Origin of the sequence: Pseudomonas sp. GW460-12-10-14-TSB1, from assembly GCF_017349775.1 — a bacterium.
GTDB lineage: Bacteria > Pseudomonadota > Gammaproteobacteria > Pseudomonadales > Pseudomonadaceae > Aquipseudomonas > Aquipseudomonas piscium.
In genome coordinates, this window is sequence record NZ_JACNAC010000037.1 from 38,954 (window position 1) to 65,026 (window position 26,073).

The 26,073-nt window shown below is 64.2% G+C and carries 26 protein-coding genes; 7 read left to right on the forward strand and 19 right to left on the reverse strand.

All coding sequences use genetic code 11. The features are described from left to right. Nucleotides 1-16 precede the first annotated feature (16 nt). Nucleotides 17-2,272, forward strand: a complete 2,256-nt coding sequence (locus J4D52_RS20285; protein ID WP_063427771.1) for a glycoside hydrolase — start codon at nt 17-19, stop codon at nt 2,270-2,272. A gap of 24 nt (nt 2,273-2,296) precedes the next feature. On the opposite strand, the gene J4D52_RS20290 is transcribed toward J4D52_RS20285, so the two are convergent. The 11 genes from J4D52_RS20290 to J4D52_RS20340 form a co-directional block, all read right to left on the reverse strand. Then, nucleotides 2,297-2,923, reverse strand: coding sequence for a bifunctional 2-polyprenyl-6-hydroxyphenol methylase/3-demethylubiquinol 3-O-methyltransferase UbiG (locus tag J4D52_RS20290; RefSeq protein ID WP_063427772.1), 627 nt, complete (start codon nt 2,921-2,923; stop codon nt 2,297-2,299). Nucleotides 2,924-3,131: 208 nt separating this feature from the next. After that, nucleotides 3,132-3,776: a methionine ABC transporter permease gene (locus J4D52_RS20295; RefSeq protein WP_007925318.1), complete on the reverse strand. Its 645-nt coding sequence runs from the start codon at nt 3,774-3,776 to the stop codon at nt 3,132-3,134. Further along, entirely contained in the window at nt 3,766-4,914 is a 1,149-nt protein-coding gene (locus J4D52_RS20300; protein WP_063427773.1) for a methionine ABC transporter ATP-binding protein, read from the reverse strand. Before J4D52_RS20300 ends, J4D52_RS20295 begins: the two co-directional genes overlap by 11 nt. A gap of 1 nt (nt 4,915) precedes the next feature. Further along, entirely contained in the window at nt 4,916-5,725 is an 810-nt protein-coding gene (locus J4D52_RS20305) for a MetQ/NlpA family ABC transporter substrate-binding protein (RefSeq protein WP_025808460.1), read from the reverse strand. Between the two features lie 126 nt (nt 5,726-5,851). Further along, entirely contained in the window at nt 5,852-7,219 is a 1,368-nt protein-coding gene (locus tag J4D52_RS20310) for an LLM class flavin-dependent oxidoreductase (protein ID WP_063427774.1), read from the reverse strand. Further along, the gene (locus J4D52_RS20315) at nt 7,219-8,424 is read right to left on the reverse strand and encodes an SfnB family sulfur acquisition oxidoreductase (RefSeq protein WP_063427775.1); all 1,206 of its coding nucleotides are present in this window, start codon (nt 8,422-8,424) and stop codon (nt 7,219-7,221) included. The genes J4D52_RS20310 and J4D52_RS20315 overlap by 1 nt, the downstream gene beginning before the upstream one ends. Nucleotides 8,425-8,447: 23 nt before the next feature. Beyond that, entirely contained in the window at nt 8,448-9,689 is a 1,242-nt protein-coding gene (locus J4D52_RS20320) for an SfnB family sulfur acquisition oxidoreductase (protein WP_102676425.1), read from the reverse strand. 506 nt (nt 9,690-10,195) lie between these two features. Then, a complete protein-coding gene (tcyN, locus tag J4D52_RS20325; RefSeq protein WP_016702551.1) occupies nt 10,196-10,957 on the reverse strand; it encodes an L-cystine ABC transporter ATP-binding protein TcyN in 762 nt (253 codons plus the stop codon). A gap of 4 nt (nt 10,958-10,961) precedes the next feature. Beyond that, complete coding sequence (tcyL, locus tag J4D52_RS20330) at nt 10,962-11,627, reverse strand: cystine ABC transporter permease (RefSeq protein ID WP_037005081.1); 666 nt, start codon at nt 11,625-11,627, stop codon at nt 10,962-10,964. A gap of 50 nt (nt 11,628-11,677) precedes the next feature. Then, nucleotides 11,678-12,475, reverse strand: a complete 798-nt coding sequence (tcyJ, locus tag J4D52_RS20335) for a cystine ABC transporter substrate-binding protein (protein WP_102676424.1) — start codon at nt 12,473-12,475, stop codon at nt 11,678-11,680. Nucleotides 12,476-12,838: 363 nt separating this feature from the next. Beyond that, nucleotides 12,839-13,834 (reverse strand): D-cysteine desulfhydrase, encoded by a 996-nt coding sequence (locus J4D52_RS20340; RefSeq protein ID WP_102676423.1) that lies wholly within the window; start codon nt 13,832-13,834, stop codon nt 12,839-12,841. A 191-nt stretch (nt 13,835-14,025) separates the two neighbouring features. Between J4D52_RS20340 and epsC the strand changes: the two genes are divergently transcribed. Then, nucleotides 14,026-14,952 carry a serine O-acetyltransferase EpsC gene (epsC, locus tag J4D52_RS20345; protein WP_025808447.1) on the forward strand — a complete coding sequence of 309 codons (927 nt, stop codon included), beginning with the start codon at nt 14,026-14,028 and terminating at the stop codon, nt 14,950-14,952. A gap of 369 nt (nt 14,953-15,321) precedes the next feature. Beyond that, nucleotides 15,322-17,286 (forward strand): choline transporter BetT, encoded by a 1,965-nt coding sequence (gene betT, locus J4D52_RS20350; protein WP_164485791.1) that lies wholly within the window; start codon nt 15,322-15,324, stop codon nt 17,284-17,286. A 127-nt stretch (nt 17,287-17,413) separates the two neighbouring features. Here betT and J4D52_RS20355 read toward each other — a convergent pair whose 3' ends face one another. Genes J4D52_RS20355 through J4D52_RS20365 form a run of 3 tightly spaced genes read right to left on the reverse strand, consistent with a single transcriptional unit; the run spans nt 17,414 to nt 19,009 of the window. Then, nucleotides 17,414-17,671 (reverse strand): hypothetical protein, encoded by a 258-nt coding sequence (locus J4D52_RS20355; RefSeq protein WP_025808445.1) that lies wholly within the window; start codon nt 17,669-17,671, stop codon nt 17,414-17,416. Nucleotides 17,672-17,723: 52 nt separating this feature from the next. Further along, on the reverse strand, nt 17,724-18,212 hold the full coding sequence (locus J4D52_RS20360; protein WP_102676422.1) for a DoxX family protein: 489 nt from the start codon (nt 18,210-18,212) through the stop codon (nt 17,724-17,726). A gap of 56 nt (nt 18,213-18,268) precedes the next feature. Further along, complete coding sequence (locus J4D52_RS20365) at nt 18,269-19,009, reverse strand: SDR family oxidoreductase (protein WP_102676421.1); 741 nt, start codon at nt 19,007-19,009, stop codon at nt 18,269-18,271. Between the two features lie 137 nt (nt 19,010-19,146). On the opposite strand from J4D52_RS20365, the gene J4D52_RS20370 reads away from it, so the two are divergent. The 4 genes from J4D52_RS20370 to mgrA all read left to right on the forward strand — a co-directional run bounded on the left by J4D52_RS20370 (nt 19,147) and on the right by mgrA (nt 22,402). After that, complete coding sequence (locus J4D52_RS20370) at nt 19,147-20,037, forward strand: LysR family transcriptional regulator (protein ID WP_102676420.1); 891 nt, start codon at nt 19,147-19,149, stop codon at nt 20,035-20,037. 124 nt (nt 20,038-20,161) lie between these two features. After that, entirely contained in the window at nt 20,162-20,344 is a 183-nt protein-coding gene (locus J4D52_RS20375) for a type II toxin-antitoxin system HicA family toxin (protein ID WP_009041685.1), read from the forward strand. A gap of 29 nt (nt 20,345-20,373) precedes the next feature. After that, entirely contained in the window at nt 20,374-20,775 is a 402-nt protein-coding gene (locus J4D52_RS20380) for a type II toxin-antitoxin system HicB family antitoxin (protein ID WP_102676464.1), read from the forward strand. Between the two features lie 589 nt (nt 20,776-21,364). Then, nucleotides 21,365-22,402, forward strand: a complete 1,038-nt coding sequence (gene mgrA / locus J4D52_RS20385) for an L-glyceraldehyde 3-phosphate reductase (protein WP_102676419.1) — start codon at nt 21,365-21,367, stop codon at nt 22,400-22,402. Nucleotides 22,403-22,531: 129 nt separating this feature from the next. Here the strand turns inward: mgrA and J4D52_RS20390 are convergent, their stop codons facing one another. The 5 genes from J4D52_RS20390 to tauB all read right to left on the reverse strand — a co-directional run bounded on the left by J4D52_RS20390 (nt 22,532) and on the right by tauB (nt 26,049). Further along, nucleotides 22,532-22,960, reverse strand: a complete 429-nt coding sequence (locus J4D52_RS20390) for a type II toxin-antitoxin system VapC family toxin (RefSeq protein ID WP_102676418.1) — start codon at nt 22,958-22,960, stop codon at nt 22,532-22,534. Continuing rightward, nucleotides 22,957-23,202: a FitA-like ribbon-helix-helix domain-containing protein gene (locus J4D52_RS20395; protein WP_009046453.1), complete on the reverse strand. Its 246-nt coding sequence runs from the start codon at nt 23,200-23,202 to the stop codon at nt 22,957-22,959. Before J4D52_RS20395 ends, J4D52_RS20390 begins: the two co-directional genes overlap by 4 nt. Before the next feature lie 139 nt (nt 23,203-23,341). Next, complete coding sequence (gene tauD / locus J4D52_RS20400) at nt 23,342-24,181, reverse strand: taurine dioxygenase (protein ID WP_102676417.1); 840 nt, start codon at nt 24,179-24,181, stop codon at nt 23,342-23,344. A 237-nt stretch (nt 24,182-24,418) separates the two neighbouring features. Then, the gene (tauC, locus tag J4D52_RS20405) at nt 24,419-25,258 is read right to left on the reverse strand and encodes a taurine ABC transporter permease TauC (protein ID WP_102676416.1); all 840 of its coding nucleotides are present in this window, start codon (nt 25,256-25,258) and stop codon (nt 24,419-24,421) included. After that, nucleotides 25,255-26,049 carry a taurine ABC transporter ATP-binding subunit gene (gene tauB, locus J4D52_RS20410; protein WP_102676415.1) on the reverse strand — a complete coding sequence of 265 codons (795 nt, stop codon included), beginning with the start codon at nt 26,047-26,049 and terminating at the stop codon, nt 25,255-25,257. The genes tauC and tauB overlap by 4 nt, the downstream gene beginning before the upstream one ends. Nucleotides 26,050-26,073 lie beyond the last annotated feature (24 nt).

A 26,073-nucleotide genomic window follows, 5' to 3' on the forward strand; every position in this document is an offset into this window, starting at 1 on the left:
CGAGAAGGGATTGCTCATGTCCTGCATTGCCCGGTCTCTACGTGGCTTGCTGCTTGCCGTCATCTGCCTGCTGTCGCCCTGGGCCCTGGCCCAGCCGTCGCTGGAAAACCCGCTATGGCAGGTCGAGATCGACCCGGCAACCCTGGCGATTCGCGTGACTCCCGCTGGCCAGCCGGCCGTGCAAGCCTCGGCGGGCGTGGACAGCCATCGGGTCAGCGCCCTGCAACAGACGCCGCAACGGCTTAGCTGGCAATGGGACGAGGGCGCCTGGAGCCTCAGCGCCACCCTGCGACAGCGCGACCTGGTGCTCTCCATCCAGGCCCGGGAGCCGGGGGCGTTGACGTTTCTGCGCCAGCCTGCCGGCGCCATGGGCAAGGGGCTGGTCTGGCCTTTGGCCGAGGGACATTACGTACCGACGGGGGACCTGCGCTGGCAGCGGTTCCTGCTGGACCAGGGCGAGGTCAACACAACCCAGGACCTGAGCCTGCCGCTGTGGACCCTGGACCACGGCGCCTTCACCCTGAGCTGGCTGCTGACCCGCCCCTACAACAATCGCCTGAGCCTGAGCGCCGCAGGGCCGGCCATGGCGCTGACGGCGCAGCATCAGTTCACCCGCCTGGAACCCGACGCGCCGCTGACCATGACCTTGTACCTGGGGGACGCCGACTTGCTCGCGGGGGCCAAGCGCTATCGTCAGTGGCTGCTGGACAACGGGCGCTACGAGACCCTGGAGGCCAAGCTGGCGCGCACGCCGCAAGGCAGCAAGTTGCTCGGCGCCAGCCATGTCTACCTGTGGGGCAACGGCCTGCTGGGGGCGGACGATGTGCGCAGCTGGCCGCAGCTGCTGCGGGGCCTGCGGGGCAACGAGCCGCTGGCGGTGAAGCTGCGGGCCGGCCTAGACAAGGAAAGCGCGAAGATCCTCGAGGTGCCCGCGGCCAAGCTGGATGCCTATCAGCGCACCACCCTGCTGCGCAGCCTCAACAGCGCGCTGAATCAGCAGGCGCGCCTGGGCTGGCAGGGCGCGCAAGAGCCGGACATGCAGGCCCTGGCCCAGGGCTACGGCGAGCTGCGGGCGCAACTGGCCAAGGTCTTTGCCCCGGCCCTGAGCGCCGATCCGGCGAGTTGGGGCAGCAGCCTGTCGCTGGCGACCATGGAGCGCTTGCGGGCAGCCGGTCTGGAACGTCTGTGGCTGGGCCTCGGCGAGGGTTGGGAAGGCGGGCTGTGGCACCCCGAGGCAGTGCGGGCCGCCGTCGCCGCCGGTTATCTGGTGGCGCCCTACGACTCCTACCAGACTGCGCTGCGCAGCGACGGGAACCCCGATTGGAGCACCGCCCACCTGGGTTCGCGGGCCAACCGCGAGTGCGCGATCGTGTTGGAGAGCGGCCAGTTTAAAAGCGGTTTCCAGCAGTCCGGGCACTACACCGATCCTCGTTGCGTCCGGCCATTGCTGGAGGCCCGGGTGAAGGCCGTGCAGGCCCGGGTCGGGTTCAACAGTTGGTTCCTCGATGCCTACGCCACCGGCATGCTGTTCGACAGCTACCGTGCCGAAAGGCCGATGACCCAGACGCAGAACGCCGAGGGCAATGTCGCCGCCTCGCGCTGGATTGCCGAGCAGCAGCAACTGGTCAGCGGTTCCGAAGACGGCAATGGGGTGACGGCCGGCGGCGTGTTGTTCGCCCATGGTATGCAGACCCCGGTCATGGGCTGGGGCGATGCGCAGATGCGCAAGGAGCCGAAGTCGCCCTATTACCTGGGCAACTGGTACCCGCCGGAGCAGCCGGCGATGTTCTTCAAGAGCGCGCCGCTCAAGGAGCCTTACCGCACGGTGTATTTCGCGCCGGCGACACGCTTGCCGCTGTACCAGGCGGTGTTCCACGGCTCGCTGGTGACCAGCCACCACTGGCTGTTCGACAGCCTCAAATTGAGCAATGTGCGGGTCGAAAATGAACTGGCTCAACTGCTTTACAACGTGCCGCCGCTGTATCACCTGAGTGCCGCCACCTTGCGCGGGCGCCTGCCGCTGATAGCCCGCCAGGATGCATTTTTCCGGCCTCTGCACCAGCGCCTCGGCACCCAGGCCCTCACGGATTTTCGCTGGTTGACGGCGGACCGCCAGGTACAGCAGACCACCTTTGCCGACGGCTCGCGGCTGCTGGCGAATTTCGATGCCCGGCCCCGCGAGGTGGAAGGCGCGATGCTGGCGGCGCAGAGCATCAGGGCCGTACTGGCGGATGGCGAGGTGCGTGAGTATCAGGTCGCGCGCGAGCCCTGAACCGCCTGACGGCAGGCTGTGGCCTCAGGCCTTGCGCCACACACTCGCCAGCCACGGCTGCTGCTCCCGCGGCAGCCCGGCGGGCCGGTAGTAATGCTCCAGCTCGACAAAACCCGCCGCCGTCAGCAAGTGCTGCCACGCCGCGAGGTCGTGGTAGGCGCCATAACGCGGGCCGTTCCAGCCTTCGCGGTTGTCGCCGCGCGGGTTGGAGCTGAACAGCACGCCGCCGGGTTTCAGCGTGGCGTGCAGCTGGCGCAGCACCCGCGGCAGCTCCTGCGAGGGGATATGGAACAGCACGGCGTTGGCGAAGATGCCGTCGAAGCGTTCGGCGGGCAGGTCGAGCTTGAGGAAGTCCTGCTGCCAGACCTCGCAACCGCTGTCGTCGCGAGCCATCTGCGCAAAACGCTCGGAGCCGTCGAGGCCGATGGCGATATGACCGAGGCGGGTGAAGGTCTGCAGGTCGCGCCCGGGGCCGCAGCCGAAGTCCAGCAGGGTGAAGGGCGCCGTGCCCTGGATATGCCGCAACAGGGCGTCGATGTTCTGGCTGACATCGTGGTCGCGGGTGCCTTCGCGGAAGTCTTCGGCCACCTGGTTGTAGTGACCCAGGGTGGTGGAGGTGATCTGGTCGAGGTCGGCGGGAGCGAGTTTCATGGCGGGCTGCGTTGGCTGGGGTGGTGTGCCGAATATACTCCATGCCGGTCACCCCGGCCCTCTGTAGCCGCTGCCGAAGGCTGCGATAAGGCCCGAAGGGCCTTCCGGCGATCTCAAGAGCACGTCCGCTGCGCACGGAATGCCGCCCAGACCGATCGCAGCCTGCGGCAGCGGCTACAGGGCGTTCGTCACGACAAGGTGGCGTTTCTCAACGTTTGTTGAGCACCCGAGCCAAACGGTCGCCGCCGAGCTGGATCGCCGCGACGAGGATCACCAGCAGCACGATCACCGTGAGCATGATCTGGCTGTCGAAACGCTGGTAGCCATAGCGATAGGCAATGTCCCCCAGGCCACCGGCGCCGATGGCCCCGGCCATGGCCGAGGAGTTGATCATGGTCACCAGGGTGATGGTGAAACCGCCGACGATGCCCGGCAGCGCCTCCGGCAACAGCACATGCCAGACGATGTGCCAGCGCCGGCATCCCATGGCCTGGGCGGCTTCGATCAGGCCGTGGTCGACCTCGCGCAGGCTGACCTCGGCGATCCTTGCGAAGAACGGCGTGGCGGCGATGGTCAGTGGCACCACTGCTGCCCAGACGCCGTAGGTGGTGCCGACGATCAGCCGGGTGAAGGGGATCAGCGCCACCATCAGGATCAGGAACGGGATCGAGCGGAACAGGTTGACGAAGGCCCCCAGCACGCTGTTCAGCCTGGGTGCTTCATAGATCCCGCCCTTGCCGCTGGTGACCAGGATCACCGCCAGCGGAATCCCCGCCAGCAGGGCGATCAGCGACGACACGCCGACCATCAGGAAGGTATCGATAACGCCCTGGAGCAAGCGATCAAACCACATAACCCAGCACCTCTACCTGTTGTGTCCATTGCTTCTGCAAAAAGTGCTGCGCGCGCAGGCGTTGTTCCTCGGCGCCCAGGGACGAGCCGCTGACCGCCAGCAGCAGTTGCCCCAGGGCATGCCCCTGGATCCGTTCCACGCCGCCGTGCAGCAGCCGCACGCGCCCGCCCAGGGTGCTGAACAGCGCGGCCAGGTCCGGCTCGTCGCTGGTCCTGCCGGTGAACTGCACGCGCAATACCACCGCCGCGTCCGATGACTTCGGCTGCGCTTGCAGGCGGTTTTGCAACTCATCCGGCAAGCCGTGCTGCAAGGGCGCCAGCAGGGTTTTGCTGACCTCGTGCTGCGGGTTGCCGAACACTTCCCAGACCGGCCCCTGCTCGACGATATGCCCGTGTTCCAGCACCACCACCCGGTCGCAGATATCGCGGATCACCGCCATCTCGTGGGTGATCAGGATGATGGTCAGGCCCAGGCGCTGGTTGATCTGTTTGAGCAGGCCGAGGATCGACTGGGTGGTCTCCGGGTCCAGCGCCGAGGTGGCCTCGTCGCACAGCAGGATCGCCGGGTCATGCACCAGCGCCCGGGCGATGCCCACCCGCTGTTTCTGCCCGCCCGAGAGCTGCGCCGGGTAGGCCTTGTGCTTGTCCTTCAGGCCCACCAGTTCCAGCAGTTCGCGGACCTTGCGCTCGCGCTGTTCCTTGGGCACGCCGGCCACTTTCAGCGGCAGCTCGACGTTCTGCCACACGGTCTTGGCCGACATCAGGTTGAAGTGCTGGAAGATCATGCCGATGCGCCGGCGCAGCTCCACCAGGCGGTCCTCGTCGAAGTCGCCGATGTCCACCTGATCGATCAGCACCCGGCCGCCCGAAGGCTGTTCCAGGCGGTTGATGGTGCGGATCAGCGACGACTTGCCGGCGCCGCTGCGGCCGATGATGCCGAACACTTCGCCGCGCTGGATCGCCAGGTCGATACCGTGCAGGGCCTGCACCGGGCCTTGCTGGCCCTGGTAGGTCTTGGTCAGGCCGATGAAGCGCACATGGGCGTGATTCAGATCTGGATGCAGTTCGGTCTGCTGCGCGTTTTGCAGCTGTTCGGGCGGCTGCCTGGAGGCCTTGTGCGGGAGATAGGCGACGCTCATCTCAACCTTCCCAGCCGGCTTGGTAGAGCTTGCCATGGGCTTTATCCAGGGCGGCGCGCACAGCCGGCGAATGTTGGTAGATGTCGACGAACTTGATCAGCCGCGGATCGGTCTTGCTCTTGGGCTGGATCACGAACTGGATCACGTATTCCTTGTGGTCGAGGCCGTCGAACAGCAGCGCCGAACCGGCATCGAAGGTCTTGGCCAGGCGGATATAGGCCGGATAGCCCTGCACCAGGTCGGCGTCGTCATAGGCGCGTACCAGTTGCACGGCCTCGACCTGGAGGATCTTCAGTTTCTTCGGGTTGGCGACTATGTCGTCCTCGGTGGCCTTGTAGCCGACACCCGGCTTGAGGCTGATCAGGCCGGCCTTGGCCAGCAGCTGCAAGCCGCGGCCGCTGTTGATCGGATCGTTGGCGATGGCGACGGTAGCGCCTTCGGGCAGCTCGTCGAAGCTTTTGTATTTTTTCGAGTACAGGCCGACGTTGTTGATGATCCCCGGGGCGAACGGCACCAGGTCGAAACCGGCGGCGGCCTTGGCGTTTTCCAGGAACGGGATGTGCTGGAAGTAGTTCACGTCGATATCGCCGGCGGCCAGGCTGACGTTCGGCGCGATCCAGTCGCTGAACTCCACCAGTTCGACTTTCAGGCCCTGTTTGCCGGCCTCTTCGACGGCGGCCTCCAGGGGAATGGCGAAGGCGGCGGTGGTGCCGACTTTCAGCGGCGCGTCGGCGGCGAATACCGCGCTGCCGAACAGTCCGAGGGCGAGGGCCAGTGCTTTGACTGGGTGGCTGAGGCGTTTGCTTTTCATGGTGTTGGTTCCAGTCAGTGCATAAAGATTTGGGGTGTTTGTACCGGCCTCATCGCGGGCAAGCCTCGCTCCTACAGAGGCATACGCATTCCTCTTCTGTAGGAGCGAGGCTTGCCCGCGATGCTGTTAGCGGCGGTAAGCCGCGCCAGTGTGTTGCTCCGGCAATTGCGCCTCGCGCTGGAACAGCTTTTCGCGCAGGGTGCCGTTGTCATAGGCGGTCTTGTACGAGCCGCGACGTTGCAGCTCGGGGATCACCAGGTCGATGAAGTCGACATAACTCTCCGGGGTGACGATGCGGGTCAGGTTGAAGCCGTCGAGGCCGGTTTCGGCGATCCAGGATTCGAGGTCGTCGGCCACCTGCTGCGGCGAGCCGACCACCGTGATGTAGCGCCCGCCGAGGGCGTGCTGGTCGAGCAGCTTGCGCCGGGTCCAGTCGTTGTTCTGCAGGTTCCGGGTGGCCGACTGGATGGCGTTGCTCTTCACGTACTGGATAGGTTCGTCGATCTCGTACTGGGAAAAGTCGATGGCGGTGGACGCCGAGAAATGCGCCACCCCCGCCTCCGCGCTGGCATGGCTGCGGTACTCCGCGTGCTTCTTCCAGGCCAGTTCCTCGGTCTCGGCGACTATCACGTTGAGCCCCATGAACACCTTGATGTCCTCGGGGTTGCGCCCGGCCGCGACGGCGCTGGCGCGGACCTTGCCCACCTGGGCCTTGGTCGAGGGCTTGTTCTGCCCGCTGATGAACACGCATTCGGCGTGACGCCCGGCGAACAGCAGGCCGCGATCCGAGCTGCCGGCCTGGAACAGCACCGGCGTGCGTTGTGGCGAGGGCTCGCACAGGTGATAGCCCTCGACCTGATAGAACTCGCCCTTGTGCTCGACCTTGTGCACCTTCTCCGGCCGGGCGTAGATCCGCTGTTCGCGGTCGTTGATCACCGCGTCGTTTTCCCAGCTGCCCTCCCAGAGCTTGTAGAGCACTTCCAGGTATTCGTCGGCCTGGTCGTAGCGCCGGTCATGCTCGGCCTGTTCGCTCAGGCCCATGGCCTTGGCGGCGCTGTCGAGGTAGCCGGTGACGATGTTCCAGCCGACCCGGCCACGGCTCAGGTGGTCCAGGGTGGACATGCGCCGGGCGAACAGATATGGCGGTTCGTAGGTGAGGTTGGCGGTGAGGCCGAAACCGAGGTTGCGGGTCACCGCGGCCATGGCCGAGACCAGCAGCAGCGGGTCGTTGACCGGCAGCTGGATCGACTCCTTGAGCGTCACGTCCACCGAGTTCTGGTAGACGTCGTAGACCCCGACGATGTCGGCGATGAACAACCCGTCGAACAGCCCACGCTCCAGCAGCTGCGCCAGTTCGGTCCAGTATTCGAGGGTCTTGTACTGGGTCGAGTTGTCCCGCGGATGGGTCCACAGGCCGTGGTTGATATGCCCGATGCAGTTCATGTTGAAGGCATTGAGCAGGATCTTTTTTTTGCCTTTCTCAAGCGCACTCATCAAATGGTCCCCCGCAGTGGCGGGTTCGTCTCGTTGAGGTAGTAGTTGCCCACCGCGTGGTACTTCCAGCGCACCGGGTCGTGCAGGGTGTGCACCCGGGCGTTGCGCCAGTGACGGTCGAGGCCGTGTTCGGCCAGGGTCGCCTGGCTACCGGCCAGCTCGAACAAGGTGCTGCCGGCGGCCAGGGAGATTTCGGTGCTGATGGCGCGGGCCTCGGCGACTGCAATGGAGGCGGCAGCCACGGTCTCGGTGTTGGGCTCGGCCTGGGCCGCGTCGAGGAACTCCCCGGAACGCTCCAGCAGCGCCTCGGTGGCGTGCAGGCGAATGCTCAGGTGGCCGAAGCTCTTGAGGGTCAGCGGATCTTCGGTGGCCTTGTCGTTGCCGGAGTCGATCCACGGTCGGGTCTTGGTGCGCACGAAATGCAGGGCGTCTTCATAGGCGGCGCGGGCGATACCGGTGTCGATGGCGGCGTGGAGAATCTGCGCCAGCGGGCCGACGGTGGTCGGGCGCTCGAAGGCGCTTTGAAAGGGAATCACGTCCTCGGCGGCGACGAACACATCCTCGAACACCACCGAGCCGCTGCCGGTGGTGCGCTGGCCGAAGCCGCTCCAGTCGTCGATCACGTTCAGGCCCTGGCTGTCCGCCGGGACGAAGGCCAGTTGCTGCACGCCGTGTTCATCCACCACCGAAGTGGGGATGCGCTGGGCGTAGATGGCGCCGGTGGAGTAGAACTTGCGGCCGTTGATGCGATAGCCGTCGCGTCCTTGCTGCACGTCTCGGGTCAGGCGAGTGGTGCGGTCGTGGGCGGTCTTGGTGCCCAGCTCGGCCAGGGCATTGCCGAAGCGCTGGCCGGCCAGGACCTCGGCGTACAGGCGTTTTTTCTGCGCCTCGCTGCCATTCACCCGCAGCACTTCGAGGGCGTAGAAATGGTTTTGCGGGATCTGGCCCAGGGAGGCGTCGGCCTGGGCGATCAGGGCGATGACCTTGGCCAGGGTGACGTTGGACACGCCGGCGCCGCCGTATTCCCTAGGTACGCTGATACCCCACAGGCCGGAGCGGGAAAAGGCTTCGAGTTCGGGGTGGGGCAGGCGGCGTTCGCGGTCGCGCAGGGCGCTGTCGCGCTTGAAATCTTCGGCCAGGTCGCTGGCGACGATCAGGGCTTGCTCATCGCTGGTTATGACCGCGACGTGTTGAGAAAGAGTCATGTGTTTCTCCAGAGGTCTGGTCGTTAAATCCAGGAATGGCGAGCCGGCAACGTGCCGTTCAGGTGGTAGGTGCCGACGGCGTGGTATTTCCAGCGCACCGGATCGTGCAGGGTGTGGACCCGGGCGTTGCGCCAGTGCCGGTCGAGGTTGAACTCGGCGAGGGTGGCGCGGCTGCCGGCCAGCTCGAAGAGTTTTTCGCTGGCCAGCAGCGAGATCTCGGTGGTCAGCACCTTGGCTTCGGCCACGGCGATCGAGGCGCGGGCGGCGGATTCGGCGCTGATCGGCGCGGCGCTGACCTGGTCCAGCACTTGGCCGGCCTTGCGCAGCAGGGCCTCGGCGGCGTGCAGTTCGATTTTCAGCTTGCCGATATCGGCGATCACATAGAGGTCGTCGCTGGCCCGTTCGACGTTGGCGTCGACCCACGGCCGCGAGCGTTCCCGCACGAAGCTGATGGCGTCGTCGATGGCCGCGCGAGCGATGCCGGCGTCGATCGCCGCCTGGATCAGCTGCGAGACCGCGCCCTGGATGTTCGGCGACTCGTTGATGCGCCAGTTGTCCACCACCAGGTCGGCATCGACCCGCACGTTGTTGAGCAAAATGGTGCCGCTGGCGGTGGTGCGCTGGCCGAAGCCCGACCAGTCGTCGACGATGCGCAACCCCGGGGTGCCGCGCCGGACGAAGGCCAGTACCTGCTTGCCGTCGTCGTTCAGCGCCTTGACCGCCACCCAGTGGGCGAACAGGGCGCCGGTGGAATAGAACTTCTGGCCATTGAGCAGGTAACCGTCGCCGTCGGCGGTGATCCGTGCCTTGAGTTCCAGGGTGTTTTTGGTCCCGCGTTCCGGGCCGGCGTTACCGATGCGCCAGCCTTCCAGCACGCTCTGGAACAGCTGCTTTTTCTGCCGTTCGGTGGCGCTGCCGAGGATCAGGTTGAGAATGCCGAACTGGTTCTGCGGGATCTGTCCCAGGGCCGGGTCGGCCGCGGAAATGATCGCGAAGACTTCCGCCAGGGTCACGAAGGAAACCTGCGGGCCGCCGTATTCACGGGGGATGGCAATACTGCCCAGGCCACTGCGGGTGAAGTGTTCGATTTCCGCCCATGGCAGCTTGCGCTGCTGGTCGCGCCGGGCCGCCTGCTGGCGGGCGACGGTGGCCAGTTCATGGGCGGCTTGAAGGGCTTCTGCGTCGTTCAGCAGAACCCGTGCGGGCAACAACAGGGGGGCGATATCCAGATCGCTCTGGACATTTGCATCGGCCAGATTGGACATCAGTGCCACTCCTTGGCTGCACGCAATGCCCTGGCGATTTGCACTGGGGTGATTGTGTTCCGGACCATACCTACCTCACATCTTTGGAAGTGCCGCGTCATGAGCGGCGAAATCGGGTTCAAGAATGTCCGGTGGTCCGGTGCATATACCCTATGCGTGTATAAAAATTAAATAAACTAACTTTTAGGAATATGTATAGAAGGGGTTTACGTATACGGCAGGCAGGGTGGACCAGGGCCAGCGCGGCATGGATCGGGGGGATTTTTGCGCCGCTGCCGCGGGCTGCGAGCGGCTTCGAAGAAGGCGTGGCTTGTGGTTCCGGCGGAAGGCCCTGCGGGCCTTGTCGCAGCCTCGCGGGGCTCGGCAGCGGCTACAGAAGGCGTGGTTTTTTGTAGCCGCTGGCGTAGCCTGCGCTCGGCGGCGCAGCCGTCGTAAACCGGGATGTGTCAGGTGGCGGGTTGGCGTTCGCTGCACAGCCCATCCTGGGTTCGGCAGCGAGGCACAGGTCAGGCCTGGGGATGGCCCGCGGTGAGGAATTTGCTGAGGAATTGCCGGGTGCGTTCTTCCCTGGGGTTGGCGAACAGCGCCTTGGCTTCGCCCTGTTCGACGATCACGCCCTTGTCGAAGAAGATCACCCGGTTGGCCACGTCGCGGGCGAAGCCCATTTCGTGGGTGACGATGACCATGGTGCGCTTCTCCTCGGCCAGGCCGCGGATGGTCGCCAGCACTTCGCCCACCAACTCCGGGTCGAGGGCCGAGGTCGGTTCGTCGAACAGGATCACCTCAGGTTCCATCGCCAGCGCCCGGGCAATCGCCACGCGCTGTTGCTGGCCGCCGGAGAGGCGCCGCGGGTAGGCGTCTTCCTTGCCCGCCAGGCCGACCTTGGCCAGCAACCCGCGGCCCAGGGCCAGCGCCTGCTCGCGGGGTGTCTTCTTCACCACTAGCGGGCCTTCGATGACGTTTTCCAGCGCGGTGCGATGGGGGAACAGGTTGAAGCTCTGGAACACGAAACCCACCTGCTGGCGCAGTTGCCGCACCAGGCCCTGCTGCTGGGTCAGCGGCCGGCTGCCATCGATTTCGATGTTGCCGACCTTGATCCGGCCGCTGGTAGGTTCTTCGAGAAAATTCAGGCAGCGCAAAAAGGTGGTCTTGCCCGAGCCGCTGGGGCCGATGATGGCGACCACTTCGCCTTCCGCCACCGTCAGGTCGATGCCATTGAGGACGGTCTGACCCTTGAACTGCTTCGTCAGTTTTTCAACCACAATCATGGGTTCAGGACTCCTGGTCGTGCCGATTGACCCGCTCTTCCAGTCGGTTCTGCAGGTGCGCCAGCACGCTGGCCAGAACCCAGTAGATCAGCGCGGCGGCAAGATACATGGTGAAGACTTCGAAGGTCCGGGCGGTGATCAGCTGCGCCTGGCGGAACAGTTCCGGGACCTGGATGGTGGCGGCCAGGGCGGTGTCCTTGACCAGCGAGATAAAGCTGTTGCCCAGGGGCGGCAGGGCCGTGCGCATGGCTTGCGGCAGGATCGCCCGGCGCAGGGTCTGGGCCCGGGTCATGCCGATGCTGGCCGCCGCTTCCCACTGCCCGCGCTCGATGGAGCCGATGGCCGCGCGCAGGATCTCGCAGGCATAGGCTGCCATGTTCAACGAGAAGCCGATCAGCGCCGCCGGTAGCGGGTCAAGCTCGATACCCAGTTGCGGCAGGCCGTAATAGATCACGAACAGTTGCACCAGCAACGGCGTGCCGCGAAAGAACGACACATAGACGCGGGCGATCCAGCTCAGCAGCTTGAAGCGCGACAGGCGCATCAGCGCCAGGGCGAACCCCAGCGCCAATCCGAAGAACATGCCGCCGAGGCTGAGGATCACCGTGAAATACGCGCCCTTGAGCAGGAAGGGCGCGGAGTTCAGCAACAGCTGTGTGGTTTCGGCGATTTGCTGGCTCAACTGCGGAAAATACAGTTCGAACTGAAAACCTGCTTCCATTATTGAGTGACGTCAGCGTTGAAGTATTTTTCCGAGAGCTTTTTCAGCGTGCCATCAGCGCGCAGTTCCTCGATCGCCTTGTTCACCGCGGCCAGCAGTTCGGGTTCACCTTTGCGCAGGGCCACGCCGGCTTCCTGGCGGGAGAAGGGCTCGCCGGATACGGCCAGGGTGTTGTTGGTTTTCTTGATCAGTTCGAAGGCGGCCAGGCGGTCCACCAGGATCGCGTCGATACGGCCTACGCGCAGATCCTGGTACTTGGTCGGATCATCGTCGTAGGTCTTGATGATGGCTTTCGGCACGTTGTCCTTGAGCCATTGTTCGTAGTTGGTGCCCAGGCCGACACCGACCTTGTGCCCGGCCAGGTCGGCGGCGTTCTTGAACTTGCCTTCGTCCTTCTTCTGGGTCAGGGCCTGGATACCGGAAACGGTGTAGGGGGTGGAGAAGTCGTATTTCTTCTTGCGCTCATCCGAGATGGTCACCTGGTTGATCACCGCGTCCAGGCGCTTGGACTCGAGGGCGGCGAGGATGCCGTCCCATTTGGTCGGCTGCAGTTTGACCTTCACGCCCAGCTTCTGCGCCAGGGCTTCGGAGAGCTCCACTTCGAAGCCGGCCAGCTTGCCGCTTTCGTCGACGTAGCTGAACGGTGGGTAAGTGCCTTCCAGGCCGACGTTGATGGTGCCGGCGTCCTTGATCTTCTGCAGTTGCTCACCGGCAACCGCTTGCCCCAGCAACCCGGCACTCAGTGCCAGACCCAGCGAGCCAACGAGGATATTTCGACGTAGTGCGGAAAAAATCATGACAAGCCCCTGTGTTTTCTTATGAAGATGCGGTTGGGAAATGCAGGTCAATCGGTGAGCGGGAACGAGCGCCTTATCCTGCACTAAATGCAGCGTATGCGTCTCGCGGCAAATTCGCCTGCGGCGCGACTATAAGTGGCCGCTTATAGATGTAAAAATAATATAAATTCACATTGTTATTCTTTTTATAAATATACGTTTTCGGTCCCTGTAGCCGCTGCCGCAGGCTGCGATCGTTTTGGGCGGCATTCCGACGTAGCAGGCGCAAATCCGGCGAACGCGTCTCTTCCGATACGCCGCATATGCAGGTTTACGACGGCTGCGCCGCCGAGCGCAGGCTGCGCCAGCGGCTACAGGCATTTGTCATGCAAAGGATCCGGCATAAGCGAACAGCGCCGGCGCGCCACCGGTGTGCAGGAAGATGATCGGGCCGTCGTCGAAGCGCTGGCGGCCGATGCCGTCGAGCAGGCCGGCCATGGCCTTGCCGGTGTAGACCGGGTCCAGCAGCAGGCCTTCCTGGCTCGCCAGCAGCTTCACCGCGGCCAGGGTGCCGGCGTTCGGTTCGCCATAACGCGGGGCGAAATACTCGTCCCACAGCTCCACCTTGAAGCTCTCCGGCAGCGCCACCCCGAGCAATTCGGCGGTGCGTTCGGCCAGGCCCTGGACCTTTGGCCGCTGCGCTTCGTCGGTGCGCGACACGGTGACGCCGATCACCGGCAGTTGCGGCAACACTTCGCTCAAGGCCAGGGCCAGGCCGCTGTGGGTGCCGGCGCTGCCCGAGGCCAGGACCACGGCGGCGAAGTCGAGCCCGGTGTTGTTGATCTGCTCTGCCAGCTCCAGGCCGGCGCGCACGTAACCCAGCGCGCCCAGGGCGTTGGAGCCGCCAATCGGCACCAGGTACGGCTGCTTGCCGCTGCTGCGCAGGCGCTCGGCCAGGGCCTGCAACTGCTCGTCGGCGTTGTCCAGGTTGTCCACCAGCTCGACCTTGGCGTCGAACAGGTCGAGCAGCAGACGGTTGCCGTTGCCCAGGTAATTGCCGTCATCGGTGCCGGTGGGGTTTTCCAGCAGGGCGACGCAGCCCAGGCCGAGCTTGGCGGCCAGGGCCGCAGTCTGGCGCACGTGGTTGGATTGGATGGCGCCGGCGGTAATCAGCGTGTCCGCGCCCTGGGCCAGGGCATCGGCGGCCAGGTATTCGAGTTTGCGCAGCTTGTTGCCGCCCATGGCCAGCGGCGTGGTGTCGTCGCGCTTGACGTAGACATCGCGGCCCAGCCAGGTGGACAGGCGTTCGAGTTTTTCCAGGGCGGTGGCACCGCCCAGCAGGTCGAGACGGTTAAAACGGTCGAGCTGTTGTTTGATCATGAGGCCGCACGGGTTGTCAGAGGTGTCAGGGACTATAGGCAGCGATATTTGCCGGGGCAACCGTCAATCGCTTATGCCAAAAGGTGATTAGGCCAGCACAATTAGTTCTTAATTTGGCCTGGGGCGCATACCGTAAAGTGGCGTCGTTTACGCGGCCAGACAGTCCGGCCGCCTGAGTGAGGAGTCCTATCGTGAGCGAGCGTTCCAGCCATTGGCAATTGCAGACCATAGTCGGTCAACTGCGTGATGCCCGCGACCAGTGGCGTACCCGCAACGGGCGGGTCAGTGGTGAGCAGGGCGGTCGGGAACTGCCGTCGCGCGCGGCCATGGCCGAGATTCTCGAGGCGCTGTGCGGCGCCCTGTTCCCGATGCGCCTGGGCCCGGTGGACCTGCGCGAGGAAAGCGAAGATTTCTACGTCGGCCATACCCTGGACGCGGCCCTCAATTCGTTGCTCGCCCAGGCTCGCCTGGAGCTGCGTTACGCCGCGCGCCAGAGCGGCGAGTCGGACGAAGACGTCAACGCCAGGGCCATTCGCATCATCCAGGACTTCGCCCTGGCCCTGCCGGGCCTGCGGGTGCTGCTCGATACCGACGTGCTGGCCGCCTACCACGGCGACCCGGCGGCGCGCAGCGTCGATGAAGTGCTGCTGTGCTACCCGGGCATCCTGGCGGTGATCCACCATCGCCTGGCCCACCATCTGTATCGCGCCGGTTTGCCGCTGCTGGCGCGGATCAGCGCGGAAATCGCCCACTCGGCCACCGGCATCGACATTCACCCGGGGGCGCAGATCGGCCGCAGTTTCTTCATCGATCACGGCACCGGTGTGGTGATCGGCGAAACCGCGATCATCGGCGAGCGGGTGCGCATCTACCAGGCTGTGACCCTGGGCGCCAAACGCTTTCCGGCGGACGAGGATGGCCAGTTGCAGAAGGGCCACCCGCGCCACCCGATCGTCGAAGACGACGTGGTGATCTACGCTGGCGCGACCATCCTCGGGCGCATCACCATCGGCAAGGGGTCGACCATCGGCGGCAACGTCTGGCTGACCCGCAGCGTGCCGGCGGGATGCAACCTGACCCAGGCTAACCTGCAGCATGACGATGGGTCGCAGAAGTAAGAGTCTTCTGCGGCTGTTGGATTTTTCGCGGGCAAGTCGGATCGCCGCCCGCTCGCTCCTACTGGTTGCATGTACTTGTAGGAGCGAGGCTTGCCCGCGATGCTTTTTCCCTCTGAACGATTCCCTCCGCTGCACATCAGACCTTTCCTAAAACCTGCAAAATCAGGCGACCGCCGAGCCCGGCGATTAGTCCTTGCGCGCCTAACCGTGTTTAACTTGAACGCTTGTTCAAGTTAAACCGGCAGCTCGCTGCCCGCTCACAACAGGAGGCTTACCTTTGCTGAGTCCGATCTTTTCAGCCGCGCTTTACCCCCTCGAGGTGCACCTTTCATGAGTGCATCGTCCATTCCCGCCAGCGGCCTGATCCGCATGAATCCGCCGGTGTTCTACTTCGCCGCGAGCTTTATCCTGGCCTTCGGCCTGGTGGTCATTGCCCTGCCGGAACAAGCCGGCGCCTGGTTGCTGGCCGCGCAAAACTGGGCGGCCAATACGGTCGGCTGGTACTACATGCTGGCCATGACCCTGTACCTGGTCTTCGTGGTGGTCACCGCCTTGTCCGGCTACGGCAAGATCAAGCTCGGTGCCGACCACGACGAACCCGAATTCAGTTACCTGTCCTGGGCCGGCATGCTGTTCGCCGCGGGGATCAGCATCACGCTGTTTTTCTTCTGCGTCTCGGAACCCCTGACCCATATGCTGCAACCGCCCCAGGGCGAGGCCGGGACCGCGGACGCGGCGCGCCAGGCCATGCAGATTCTCTTCCTGCACTGGGGCCTGCATGGCTGGGGCGTGTTCGCCTTCGTCGGCATGGCCCTGGCGTATTTCGCCTACCGGCATAACCTGCCGTTGGCCCTGCGTTCGGCGCTGTACCCGCTGATCGGCAAGCGCATCAACGGCCCCATAGGCTACGCAGTGGATGGCTTCGGCATCATTGCCACGGTGTTCGGCCTCGGCGCCGACATGGGCTTTGGCGTGCTGCACCTCAACTCCGGCCTGGACTACCTGTTCGGCATCGCCCACACCCAGTGGGTCCAGGTGGGCCTGATCACCCTGATGATGGGCGCGGCGATCATCGTCGCGGTGTCCGGTGTCGACAAGGGCGTGCGGGTGATGTCCGACATCAACATGCTGCTGGCTTGTGCGCTGCTGCTGTTCGTGTTGTTCGCCGGCCCCACCCAGCATCTGCTCAACACCCTGATCCAGAACCTCGGCGATTACCTTGGCGCCCTGCCGACCAAGAGCTTCGACCTCTACGCCTATGACGAACCCAGCGACTGGCTGGGTGGCTGGACCGTCTTCTACTGGGCCTGGTGGATCGCATGGTCGCCATTCGTGGGCCTGTTCATCGCGCGGATTTCCCGTGGCCGGACCATCCGTGAGTTCGTGTTCGGCGTGCTGCTGATTCCCCTGGGCTTCACCCTGGCCTGGATGTCGATCTTCGGCAACAGCGCCATCGACCAGGTGCTCAACCACGGTATGAGCGCGCTAGGTATGTCGGCCATCGAGAATCCCTCGATGACCCTCTACCTGCTGCTGGAGACCTACCCCTGGAGCAAGACCGTCATCGCCGTGACGGTGTTCATCAGCTTCGTGTTCTTCGTCACCTCGGCCGACTCCGGCACCGTGGTGCTCTCGACCCTGTCGGCCCGTGGCGGCAACGCCGACGAAGACGGGCCGAAATGGCTGCGGGTGTTCTGGGGCGCGATGACCGCGCTGGTCACCAGCGCGCTGCTGTTCGCCGGCAGCATCGACTCGCTGAAGTCGGCGGTGGTGCTGACCTCGCTGCCGTTCTCGATGATCCTGCTGCTGATGATGTGGGGGCTGCACAAGGCCTTCTACCTCGAGTCGCAGAAGCAGATCGCCCAGCTGCATTCGCTGGCGCCGGTGTCGTCGTCCTCGCGTCGCGGCAAGGGCGGCTGGCGCCAGCGCCTGAGCCAGGCGGTGCATTTCCCGTCGCGCGACGAGGTGTATCGCTTCCTCGACCAGACGGTGCGCCCGGCCATCGAAGAAGTGACCGCGGTGTTCGTCGAGAAAGGCCTGAACGTGATCACCCAGCCGGACCCGGCCAACGACAACGTGAGCCTGGAAATCGGCCATGGCGACCAGCATCCGTTCGTTTATCAGGTGCAGATGCGCGGCTACTTCACCCCGTCCTTCGCCCGTGGCGGCATGGGGCCCAAGGAGATGCGCAACCGGCGTTACTACCGGGCCGAAGTGCACCTGGCCGAGGGTAGCCAGGACTACGACCTGATGGGTTACACCAAGGAGCAGATCATCAACGACATCCTCGACCAGTACGAACGCCATATGCAGTTCCTGCATCTGGTGCGTTGATCGCGGGCGGTGGCGTCTGTGCCACCGCCACCGCCATCGCGGGCAAGGACTGGGCGTCCCCCCCTGCTCCTACAGATACATGATGACTGTCTTCTGTAGGAGCGAGGCTTGCCCGCGATTGTGGCCCTCAGGCCGGGCTCAATACCGTGAACAGCACCAGCGCCGCCACCGGCACGCCGAATACCACACTGCCGACCGCCAACTCCGTGCTCAGGGACTGGCCGGCGTGGACCATGCCCACCGCACCGTTGATCACCGTCAGCGCCAGCCACAGCACGACGAAACTGTAGGCCAGGATCTGGCGGCCGAGGCCGATTTTTTCGCCGATAAACAGCATCAGCGCCAGGAGGACCAGGCCGAAGGAGGTGATGATCGCGGTGTGCATGATGAAGTCCTCGCGGGCGGGATTCGGGGTTGGCCTAAAGGGCGATGGCGATTCAAAGCTCCCGACCTAGAGTGTGGTCGAGGGAGTGGCGTCCTGCTCCGCGAAACAGGATGTAGAACGACAAAAACGCCAGCAGCACAGGGTATTCCATGCCCCGGTCGATCCATGGCCAGGTGGGGCCGAGCAGGCCGGCGATGGTCAGCATCTGCACGCCCATCATGGTGGCGAGCAGGCGTGTCCCCAGGCCGAGGGCCAGGAGCAACCCGCCGACGCCTTCCAGGAGCGCCACGAACAGCGCGATCAACGCCGGCACCGGCAAATGCAGGACGTTCTGGATCAGGTTGATCGAGGCCGCCATCGGGTCGGCCATCGAGCCGTGAGCCTGGCCCAGTAATTTCGGCAGGCCGTGGCTGATCATGATCACGCCATAACAGACCCGCAGCAGCGCATAGGCCAGGGGTTCGCCGAAATGGTATAGCGGCGCGAGGGCCGGGATCAGCAGGGTGTTGCGTGGGGCTGGCGAGTCGATGGTCGGGCGCATGGGGTTCTCCGCGGGTAGGTCATTGGAAAGCATCGATAGCCCGTGGGTGAGGCGGCTCAGACGAGCCCGCCGTTGGCGCGCAGGATCTGCCCGTTGACCCAGGCGGCCGCCGGGCTGACCAGGAAGGCGATGACGTTGGCGATGTCTTCCGGCTGACCGAGGCGCTCCAGGGGCGGCATCTTGGCGAAGTTCTGGATCTGCTCTTCGCTCTTGCCGTGCAGGAACAGTTCGGTGGCCACCGGGCCGGGGGCGACAGCGTTGACGGTGATGTTGCGACCGCGCAGTTCTTTGGCGAACACCTGGGTCAGGGATTCCACCGCCGCCTTGCTGGCGATGTACACCGCGTAGCCCGGCAGGTTGAGGCCGACGGTGCTGCTGGAGAAGTTGACGATGCGTCCGCCGGCGTTCAGGCGGCTGGCGGCTTCGCGCAGGGTGTTGAAGGTGCCGCGGGTGTTGATGGCGAAGGTCTGTTCGAACAGCTCGTCGCTGTGTTGCACCAGTGGCAGGACCTTGAGAATGCCGGCGTTGTTGATCAGCACGTCGACCTTGCCCAGTTGGGTTTCGGTCTCGTCGAACAAGCGGCGCACGTCATCGGCGTTGGCCACGTCAGCCTTGACCGCTATGGCCCGGTGGCCGGCCTGGCGCAGTTCCACCACCAGGGCCGAGGCTTCGGTGGCGCTGCTGGCGTAGTTGATGGCGACGGCGAAACCTTCGCTGGCCAGTTGCTTGGCGATGACCGCGCCGATGCCGCGGGAGGCGCCGGTCACGATGGCAACTTTCGAAGTCTGGGTAGTCATGGCGAATTTCCTTCTGGGTAACGAGTGATTTGCTGCGGTGTGGAGGCAGACTCACATGTTTACCCAGGGTGATAAATGCGCCAGAGTTGGCTTGACTGTTCAATATTCGCCAACAATCAATCGTCCGGGAGCCCGTCGTGGATCAAGTCAAAGCGATGAAGGTGTTCGTGCGGATCTACGAACGCAGCAGCTTCACCCTGGCCGCCGATGACCTGAACCTGCCGCGCGCCACCCTGACCCATACCCTCAACCAGTTCGAAGCCTGGCTCGGCACCCGCCTGCTGGAGCGCAGCACCCGCCGTGTGCGCCCGACCCTCGATGGCGAGGCCTATTACCTGCGCTGCGTACAGTTGCTGGCGGAGTTGGAAGAGGCCGAACTGGCGTTTCGCACGGTGGCGCCGAAAGGGCGCTTGCGGGTCGACCTGCACGGCACCCTGGCCAAGTACTTCGTGATTCCGGCCTTGCCCGAATTCATGGCGCGCTACCCGGAGATCGAGCTGTCCATCAGCGAGGCCGATCGTTTTGTCGACTTGATCGCGGAAGGGGTGGACTGCGTGCTGCGCGCCGGCACCCTGGGGGACTCGTCGCTGATCGGCCGGCGCGTGGCCAGCCTGCAGCAGATCACCTGCGCCAGCCCGGCGTACCTGCGCAAATACGGCGAGCCGAAGAGCCTCGACGAGCTGTCGCGGCACCGTGCGGTGAACTATGTCTCGCGCACCACCGCCAAGCTGTTTCCTTTCGAATTCATGGTCGATGGCGAACTGCGGGAAGTCGCCACCGAGGGCGCGCTGTCGGTGTTCGGTGCCGAGATCTACGCCGCCTCTGCCGTGGCCGGGCTGGGCATCATCCAGTGCCCGCGCTATCGCATGGCGCAGCAGATTTCCCAGGGGCTGGTGCAGGAAATCCTCACCGACACGCCGCCGCCCCCCATGCCGGTTTCCGTGCTGTACCCGCACAACCGCCAGATGTCGCCACGGGTGCGGGTGTTCGTCGACTGGCTGGCGGAGGTTTTCGCCAGGGCGATCTGAGCAGTGCCAGGGCGGCGCCGGTCATCGCCGCTTTCTGTATTGATTATCTGAATGTGTATAGTGTGTATTGTTCGCCTTCGGCTGGGTATTGTGGCTTTTCGGGACGTATCGAAAGGACACGGCAATGCGCAGTCGGGAACTGATCAGGATGATCGAGGAGGACGGGTGGTATCTGATCGCGGTCAAAGGCAGTCATCACCAGTACAAGCATCTGCACAAGCCGGGGCGGGTCACTATCCCTCACCCGGATGCGGATCTGCCCAGGGGCACGATCCACAGCATCTTGAAACAGGCGGGCCTGAAATGAGGCCAGCCTTGAACGAAGAGGTCAACGAGATGAAATTCCCGGTCGTGCTGCACAAGGATGCCGACTCCGGATATGGAGTGATCGTCCCCGATGTGCCGGGCTGTTTTTCCGCCGGTCATACCGCGGCGCAAGCCTTCGAGAATGTGAAAGAAGCCCTGTCGCTGCACTACGAGGGCCTGGTCGCCGATGGTGAGCCACTGCCCCAGGTGCATGAGGTCGACGCGCATATCGACAATCCCGACTACGCCGGCGGCGTATGGGGGGTGGTTGATTTCGATATCACACCGTACTTCGGCAGGGCGGTGCGCTTCAATGCCACCCTGCCGGAGCAACTGTTGGAGCGCATCGACCAAACGGTGAAGCGCGACCAGCGCTACCGTTCACGCTCGGGTTTTCTCGCGGCAGCGGCACTACGCGAGCTCTCCGCCTAGGCATTACCCGTCCCCATGGTCCTCATGGGGGCATGCCTGGCATCTGCCCCTCGGCAATTTTCCTGTACCGCCCAGGCTTGGGAGCCTTCGGTTCGGCCCGGCAGGGCGGTGTTTTACCGTCTATAAACAACTGATGCAGCGCCTTGTTCGATGCCGTATTCCTGGCTTTTCCAGGTAGCGCCGGCACCGACAGGGCCCTGTGTTTCCGGTGTTTTTCCCCCTATTCCTGCTCCCAGCCAGCGTTGCTATTAACCGGGATATTGCTTCGATTGGGACTGCCTCTGAGCGACGATTTCGTACTGTATTACGTGGTACGTAATAAAATATTTTAATGGTAATATTTTCCTTCTGTTTTCTGGTCATTCCACTTTGGCAGCAGTGGTGTGCCAATGCCGTATCCGGGCGTTCCGCCAGTAGGTGTCAGATGGTTTCAGTCATTGACCGATCTTGAAGTGGCTGCGATCCCGCCTGGGCGTATGCTGGGCAACTTTCAGGCGCTCCGCTGATTCAGATGTTGCGAGGGCAACTTGCCCTGCACCAATGTGCATGTGCTTAAACCTGGGTGTTCAGGATAAATAGAGAGGGTTCGATGACTTACCTTGCTGCCGAAAACCGCTACGACTCCATTCCCTACCGCCGCGTCGGACGCAGCGGCCTGGTGCTGCCGGCGCTGTCCCTGGGCCTGTGGCATAACTTCGGCGACAGCACGCCGATCGACACCCAGCGTTCGTTGCTGCGCACCGCCTTCGACCTGGGCATCAACCACTTCGATCTGGCCAACAACTATGGCCCGCCCTATGGCAGCGCCGAGATCAACTTCGGCCGCCTGCTGCGGGAAGACTTCAAGCAGTATCGCGACGAGCTGATCATCTCCAGCAAGGCTGGCTGGGACATGTGGCCCGGCCCCTATGGCCAGGGCGGTGGCTCGCGCAAGTACGTGCTGGCCAGCCTCGACCAGAGCCTGCAGCGCCTGGGCCTCGACTATGTGGATATCTTCTATTCCCACCGCTTCGACCCGGAAACCCCGCTGGAAGAAACCGCCAGCGCCCTGGCCACCGCGGTGCAGCAGGGCAAGGCGTTGTACATCGGTATCTCGTCCTATTCCGGGGTGAAGACCCGCGAGATCGCGGCCCTGCTCAAAGAGTGGAAAGTGCCGCTGCTGATCCACCAGCCGGCCTATAACCTGCTCAACCGCTGGGTGGAAAAAGACCTGCTGGACACCACCGACGAACTCGGCGCCGGGGTGATCGCCTTCACGCCTTTGGCCCAGGGCCTGCTGACCGACAAGTACCTCAATGGCATTCCCGAGGACGCGCGGGTCAATCGCCCGGGCGGTGGTTCGCTGCAAGCCTCGCACCTGTCCGAAGCCAACCTCGCCCATGTGCGCGCCCTCAACGAAATCGCCAAGCGTCGTGGCCAGAGTCTGGCGCAACTGGCCCTGGCCTGGACCCTGCGCGACCCGCGGGTGACCTCGGCACTGATCGGCGCCAGCCGGCCGGAGCAGATCGTCGAGAACGTCGGCGCATTGCAGAACCTGAACTTCAGCGCGGAAGAACTGGCGGAGATCGATCGTTTCGCCCGGGAAGGCGGGATTAATCTGTGGGAGAAGCCTTCAATCGCCGAGTAAAAACCTGTCTTCAGGTTATTGGTTGTCGCGGCTTCTGTAGGAGCCAGGCTTGCCGGCGATCGAGGCGGTGTGTGGTGTCAAGCAGACCGCTATCGCGAGCAAGCTTCGCTCCTACGGGGCTGTGGTGGTTCAGATTTCCAGCGGTAGCCAGGGGTTGATAACGATCAGCCCAGTGTCGGTGAAATCCTTGGTGTTGCGGGTGGCAATCGCGGCGTCATGGACCCGGCATATCGCTGCAATCTGCGCGTCCACCAGGTTGATCGGCTGGCCTGATCTTTCGCGATGCGAGACCAGATGCGCGTAGTAAAGAGCCGCCTGGGTTCCGAAGGGCACGATCCGGTCGATGAAGTCTTCCTCGAACATGGCCAGCGCCGATGCATGCAGCGTCTGTTTGCGCTTGCCGTGGGGCAGGCGCGCGATACCGTGGAGAATCTCGGCCATGGTCATGGCGCTGATGTAGAGGTCCTCGACGGGTTGCGCTTCGATCCACAGCAATACCGCCGTATCCGGTTGAGGGCGCATCAGTTCTGACAACACATTTGTGTCGAGTACTATCATTCGCCCAGGTCCACCAAGCGTGCCGGTTCGGTACGTTCAGGCAGTTCCAGCTCTACTCCGCCGGTCTCGGCAAAGCGTGCCCTGATACGGCTGCCCAGGCCTTGGCTGTCAGCTGTCCTGCTCAATGCGCGGCGCAAAATCAATCGGGCTTCTTCTTCCATGGAATGACCATTGTGAGCGGCCTCGATGCGCAGGCGTTCTTTGATGTGGTCGTCCAGATTGCGGATCGTAAGGCTGGCCATGGGCTCCTCCGAATGAAATCAATGAAATCATTGATAGCATAACGGCGAGTCATCGGAGGAGGGCAACCGCTGGTCGTTTGGGTTCGCCTCGATCACTGGCAAGCACTACTGAAGCCGTGAGCTTGCTGATGATCATGGTTTATCGAAAAAACGGCACATCTCCGAGAATTGTCGCGCGGTGCATCACGCGGCGCTGCGGGCGGTAGTCGTCGACCGCGTAGTGTTGGGTCACGCGGTTGTCCCAGAAGGCCACGTCGTGGGTCTGCCAGCGCCAGCGAATGGTGAATTCCGGGCGGGTGGCGTGGGCGAACAGCAGTTTCAGGATGACTTCGCTTTCGCTGTCCGACAGCTCGTTGATCCTGGTGGTGAAACCTTCGTTGACGAATAGCGACTGGCGTCCGCTGACCGGATGGGTGCGGATCACCGGGTGCGACAGCGGCGGGTTTTTCCGCTTGGCTTCTTCCCAGCGCGCCAGGTCTTCCGGGGTATTGCCGAAGCGCTCCAGGGGAAAGGACTTGATGAACTCGTGAGTCGCGGTCAGGCCTTGCAGCAGGTTCTTCAGCGGCTCCGAGAGCGCCTCATAGGCCGCGATGCCGCTGGCCCACAGGGTGTCGCCGCCGTAGGCCGGCAACAGCTTGGCGCTGAGCACGGCGCCCAGAGCCGGGGTTGGCAGGAAGGTCACGTCGGTGTGCCAGATGGCGTTGTCGCGTACGTCGGTTTCCGCGGTGTCGAGGATCAGCACTTCTGGCTGTTCCGGCACGTTGGGGTAGATCGGATGGATATGCAGGTCGCCAAAGTTCGCCGCGAAGCGCGCCTGTTGCTGCGGGTCGATCGGCTGGTCGCGGAAGAACAGCACCTGATGCTGGAGCAGCGCCTGCTCGATGGCGTCGCGCTGTTCGCTGGCCAGTGGCTGGCTGAGGTCGACGCCACTGATCTGGGCGCCCAGGGCGGAGCTTAAAGGGGTGATGGTCAGGCTCATGTCGTTCTCGAATGGAGCGCCGAATTGCCGGCGTGGTCAGTTCTGTCTGTAAGACGTCTTGCCCGCTACCTTTGTAGCCGCTGCCGAGCTTTGGCGAGGCTGCGATCGAGCGCAAAGCGCTCGCAAAACCTGGCGCCGCGGTATTCCAGATACAACGCGCCAGGCGGGTTGCGCCTGCTGCGCAGGCGATCGCAGCCTCGCCAAAGCTTGGCAGCGGCTACAGGTACAGGATTGGTTTCAATGGGCCTGGCCATGCCAGGGCACCAGCTTGCGCTGCAGGGCGCGCAGGCCCATTTCCATGGCGAAGGCGATCAGGGCGATGACCAGGATCCCCAGCACCACCACATCGGTGACCAGGAATTGCGCGGCGGACTGCACCATGAACCCCAGGCCGCTGGTGGCGGCGATCAGTTCGGCGGCGACCAGGGTCGACCAGCCCACCCCTAGGCCGATGCGCACGCCGGTGAGGATGTCGGGCAGGGCGCTGGGCAGGATCACATGGCGAATCAGCTGGGCCCGGGTCGCACCGAGTGACTGCGCGGCGCGCAGCCGGGTCGGGTCCACGGTGCGCACGCCGGTGGCGGTGGCGATGGCGATCGGGGCGAAGATCGCCAGGTAGATCAGCAGCACCTTGGACAGCTCGCCGATGCCGCACCAGATGACGATCAGTGGCAGGTAGGCCAGGGGCGGAATCGGCCGGTAGAACTCGATCAGCGGGTCCAGCACGCCACGGGCGATGCGGTTGTGGCCGATGGCGATGCCCACCGGAATCGCGGTCAGCACGGCAAAACCCAGGGCCAGGCCGATGCGTCCGAGGCTCGCGCCCAGGTGCTGCCACAGGGTGGAATCCATATAGCCGCTGGTCACCAGCAGCCAGCCCTTTTGCAGCACGGCGGAAGGTGGCGGCAAGAACAGCGGTTCGATCAGGCCGCTGGCCGTCACCGCCCACCACAGGGCGAGCAGCACCGCCAGGGTCAGCACGCTGATCCAGCGGGTGCTCAGGCTATGGCGCAGGGGCGCCGCGGTCCGTGGGGTGGCGGCTTTGGTCGTGGTGGCCGGGAGGTCGTAGCTGTTCATGCGCGCTCCTGCCGTAAGACGGCACTGCGTTGGGAGAACACCCGGGCCAGCACGTGTTCGCGGGTTTCGATAAAGCGCGGGTCGGATTTGATTGCCCGAGCCGATTCGCCGGCCGCGTAACGCTGGCCGAAATCCAGGCTCAAACGTTCGACGATCTGCCCCGGGTTAGGCGCCAGCAGTATCAGGTCGGTGGCGAGGAACACCGCTTCCTCGATGTCGTGGGTAATCAGGAACACCGGCTTGGCGGTGCGTTGCCAGACTTGCAGCAACAGCTCCTGCATCTGTTCGCGGGTGAAGGCGTCGAGAGCGCCGAAGGGCTCGTCCATCAGCAGCACCCGCGGGTCGGCGGCCAGGGCGCGGGCCAGACCTACACGCTGGCGTTGTCCGCCGGAGAGCTGCCAGATGCGCCGCTTGTCGAAGCCGGCCAGGTCCACCAGCGCCAACATTTCCCGGGCACGGGCTTCACGTTGGTCGCGGGCGATGCCGGCCAGTTCGAGGCCGAAGCCGACGTTGGCCAGTACGTCCTGCCAGGGCAGCAGGGCATCATCCTGGAACACCACACCGCGTTCGGCGCTCGGGCCGGCGACCGGCACGCCGTCCAGGGTGATGCGCCCGGCGCTGGGTTCGACGAAACCGGCGATCAGGTTCAACAGCGAAGTCTTGCCACTGCCGGAAGGGCCGAGGGCGACCAGCAGTTGCTGGGGCCCGAGCGTCAGGGAAATATCCGCCAGCACCGGTTCGGCGGCGCCGGGGTACTGTGCGCTGATGCGCTCCAGTTGTAGCAAGGCCATGACGGGGGCTCTCCTTTTTAGATG

What these genes read in the sequence shown, in the direction of transcription:
- J4D52_RS20285 (WP_063427771.1), top strand. Translation starts at nt 17, where the DNA reads ATGTCCTGCATTGCCCGGTCTCTACGTGGCTTGCTGCTTGCCGTCATC.
- J4D52_RS20290 (WP_063427772.1), bottom strand. Translation starts at nt 2,923, where the DNA reads ATGAAACTCGCTCCCGCCGACCTCGACCAGATCACCTCCACCACCCTG.
- J4D52_RS20295 (WP_007925318.1), bottom strand. Translation starts at nt 3,776, where the DNA reads ATGTGGTTTGATCGCTTGCTCCAGGGCGTTATCGATACCTTCCTGATG.
- J4D52_RS20300 (WP_063427773.1), bottom strand. Translation starts at nt 4,914, where the DNA reads ATGAGCGTCGCCTATCTCCCGCACAAGGCCTCCAGGCAGCCGCCCGAA.
- J4D52_RS20305 (WP_025808460.1), bottom strand. Translation starts at nt 5,725, where the DNA reads ATGAAAAGCAAACGCCTCAGCCACCCAGTCAAAGCACTGGCCCTCGCC.
- J4D52_RS20310 (WP_063427774.1), bottom strand. Translation starts at nt 7,219, where the DNA reads ATGAGTGCGCTTGAGAAAGGCAAAAAAAAGATCCTGCTCAATGCCTTC.
- J4D52_RS20315 (WP_063427775.1), bottom strand. Translation starts at nt 8,424, where the DNA reads ATGACTCTTTCTCAACACGTCGCGGTCATAACCAGCGATGAGCAAGCC.
- J4D52_RS20320 (WP_102676425.1), bottom strand. Translation starts at nt 9,689, where the DNA reads ATGTCCAATCTGGCCGATGCAAATGTCCAGAGCGATCTGGATATCGCC.
- tcyN (WP_016702551.1), bottom strand. Translation starts at nt 10,957, where the DNA reads ATGATTGTGGTTGAAAAACTGACGAAGCAGTTCAAGGGTCAGACCGTC.
- tcyJ (WP_102676424.1), bottom strand. Translation starts at nt 12,475, where the DNA reads ATGATTTTTTCCGCACTACGTCGAAATATCCTCGTTGGCTCGCTGGGT.
- J4D52_RS20340 (WP_102676423.1), bottom strand. Translation starts at nt 13,834, where the DNA reads ATGATCAAACAACAGCTCGACCGTTTTAACCGTCTCGACCTGCTGGGC.
- betT (WP_164485791.1), top strand. Translation starts at nt 15,322, where the DNA reads ATGAATCCGCCGGTGTTCTACTTCGCCGCGAGCTTTATCCTGGCCTTC.
- J4D52_RS20355 (WP_025808445.1), bottom strand. Translation starts at nt 17,671, where the DNA reads ATGCACACCGCGATCATCACCTCCTTCGGCCTGGTCCTCCTGGCGCTG.
- J4D52_RS20360 (WP_102676422.1), bottom strand. Translation starts at nt 18,212, where the DNA reads ATGCGCCCGACCATCGACTCGCCAGCCCCACGCAACACCCTGCTGATC.
- J4D52_RS20365 (WP_102676421.1), bottom strand. Translation starts at nt 19,009, where the DNA reads ATGACTACCCAGACTTCGAAAGTTGCCATCGTGACCGGCGCCTCCCGC.
- J4D52_RS20375 (WP_009041685.1), top strand. Translation starts at nt 20,162, where the DNA reads ATGCGCAGTCGGGAACTGATCAGGATGATCGAGGAGGACGGGTGGTAT.
- J4D52_RS20380 (WP_102676464.1), top strand. Translation starts at nt 20,374, where the DNA reads ATGAAATTCCCGGTCGTGCTGCACAAGGATGCCGACTCCGGATATGGA.
- mgrA (WP_102676419.1), top strand. Translation starts at nt 21,365, where the DNA reads ATGACTTACCTTGCTGCCGAAAACCGCTACGACTCCATTCCCTACCGC.
- J4D52_RS20390 (WP_102676418.1), bottom strand. Translation starts at nt 22,960, where the DNA reads ATGATAGTACTCGACACAAATGTGTTGTCAGAACTGATGCGCCCTCAA.
- J4D52_RS20395 (WP_009046453.1), bottom strand. Translation starts at nt 23,202, where the DNA reads ATGGCCAGCCTTACGATCCGCAATCTGGACGACCACATCAAAGAACGC.
- tauD (WP_102676417.1), bottom strand. Translation starts at nt 24,181, where the DNA reads ATGAGCCTGACCATCACCCCTTTAAGCTCCGCCCTGGGCGCCCAGATC.
- tauC (WP_102676416.1), bottom strand. Translation starts at nt 25,258, where the DNA reads ATGAACAGCTACGACCTCCCGGCCACCACGACCAAAGCCGCCACCCCA.
- tauB (WP_102676415.1), bottom strand. Translation starts at nt 26,049, where the DNA reads ATGGCCTTGCTACAACTGGAGCGCATCAGCGCACAGTACCCCGGCGCC.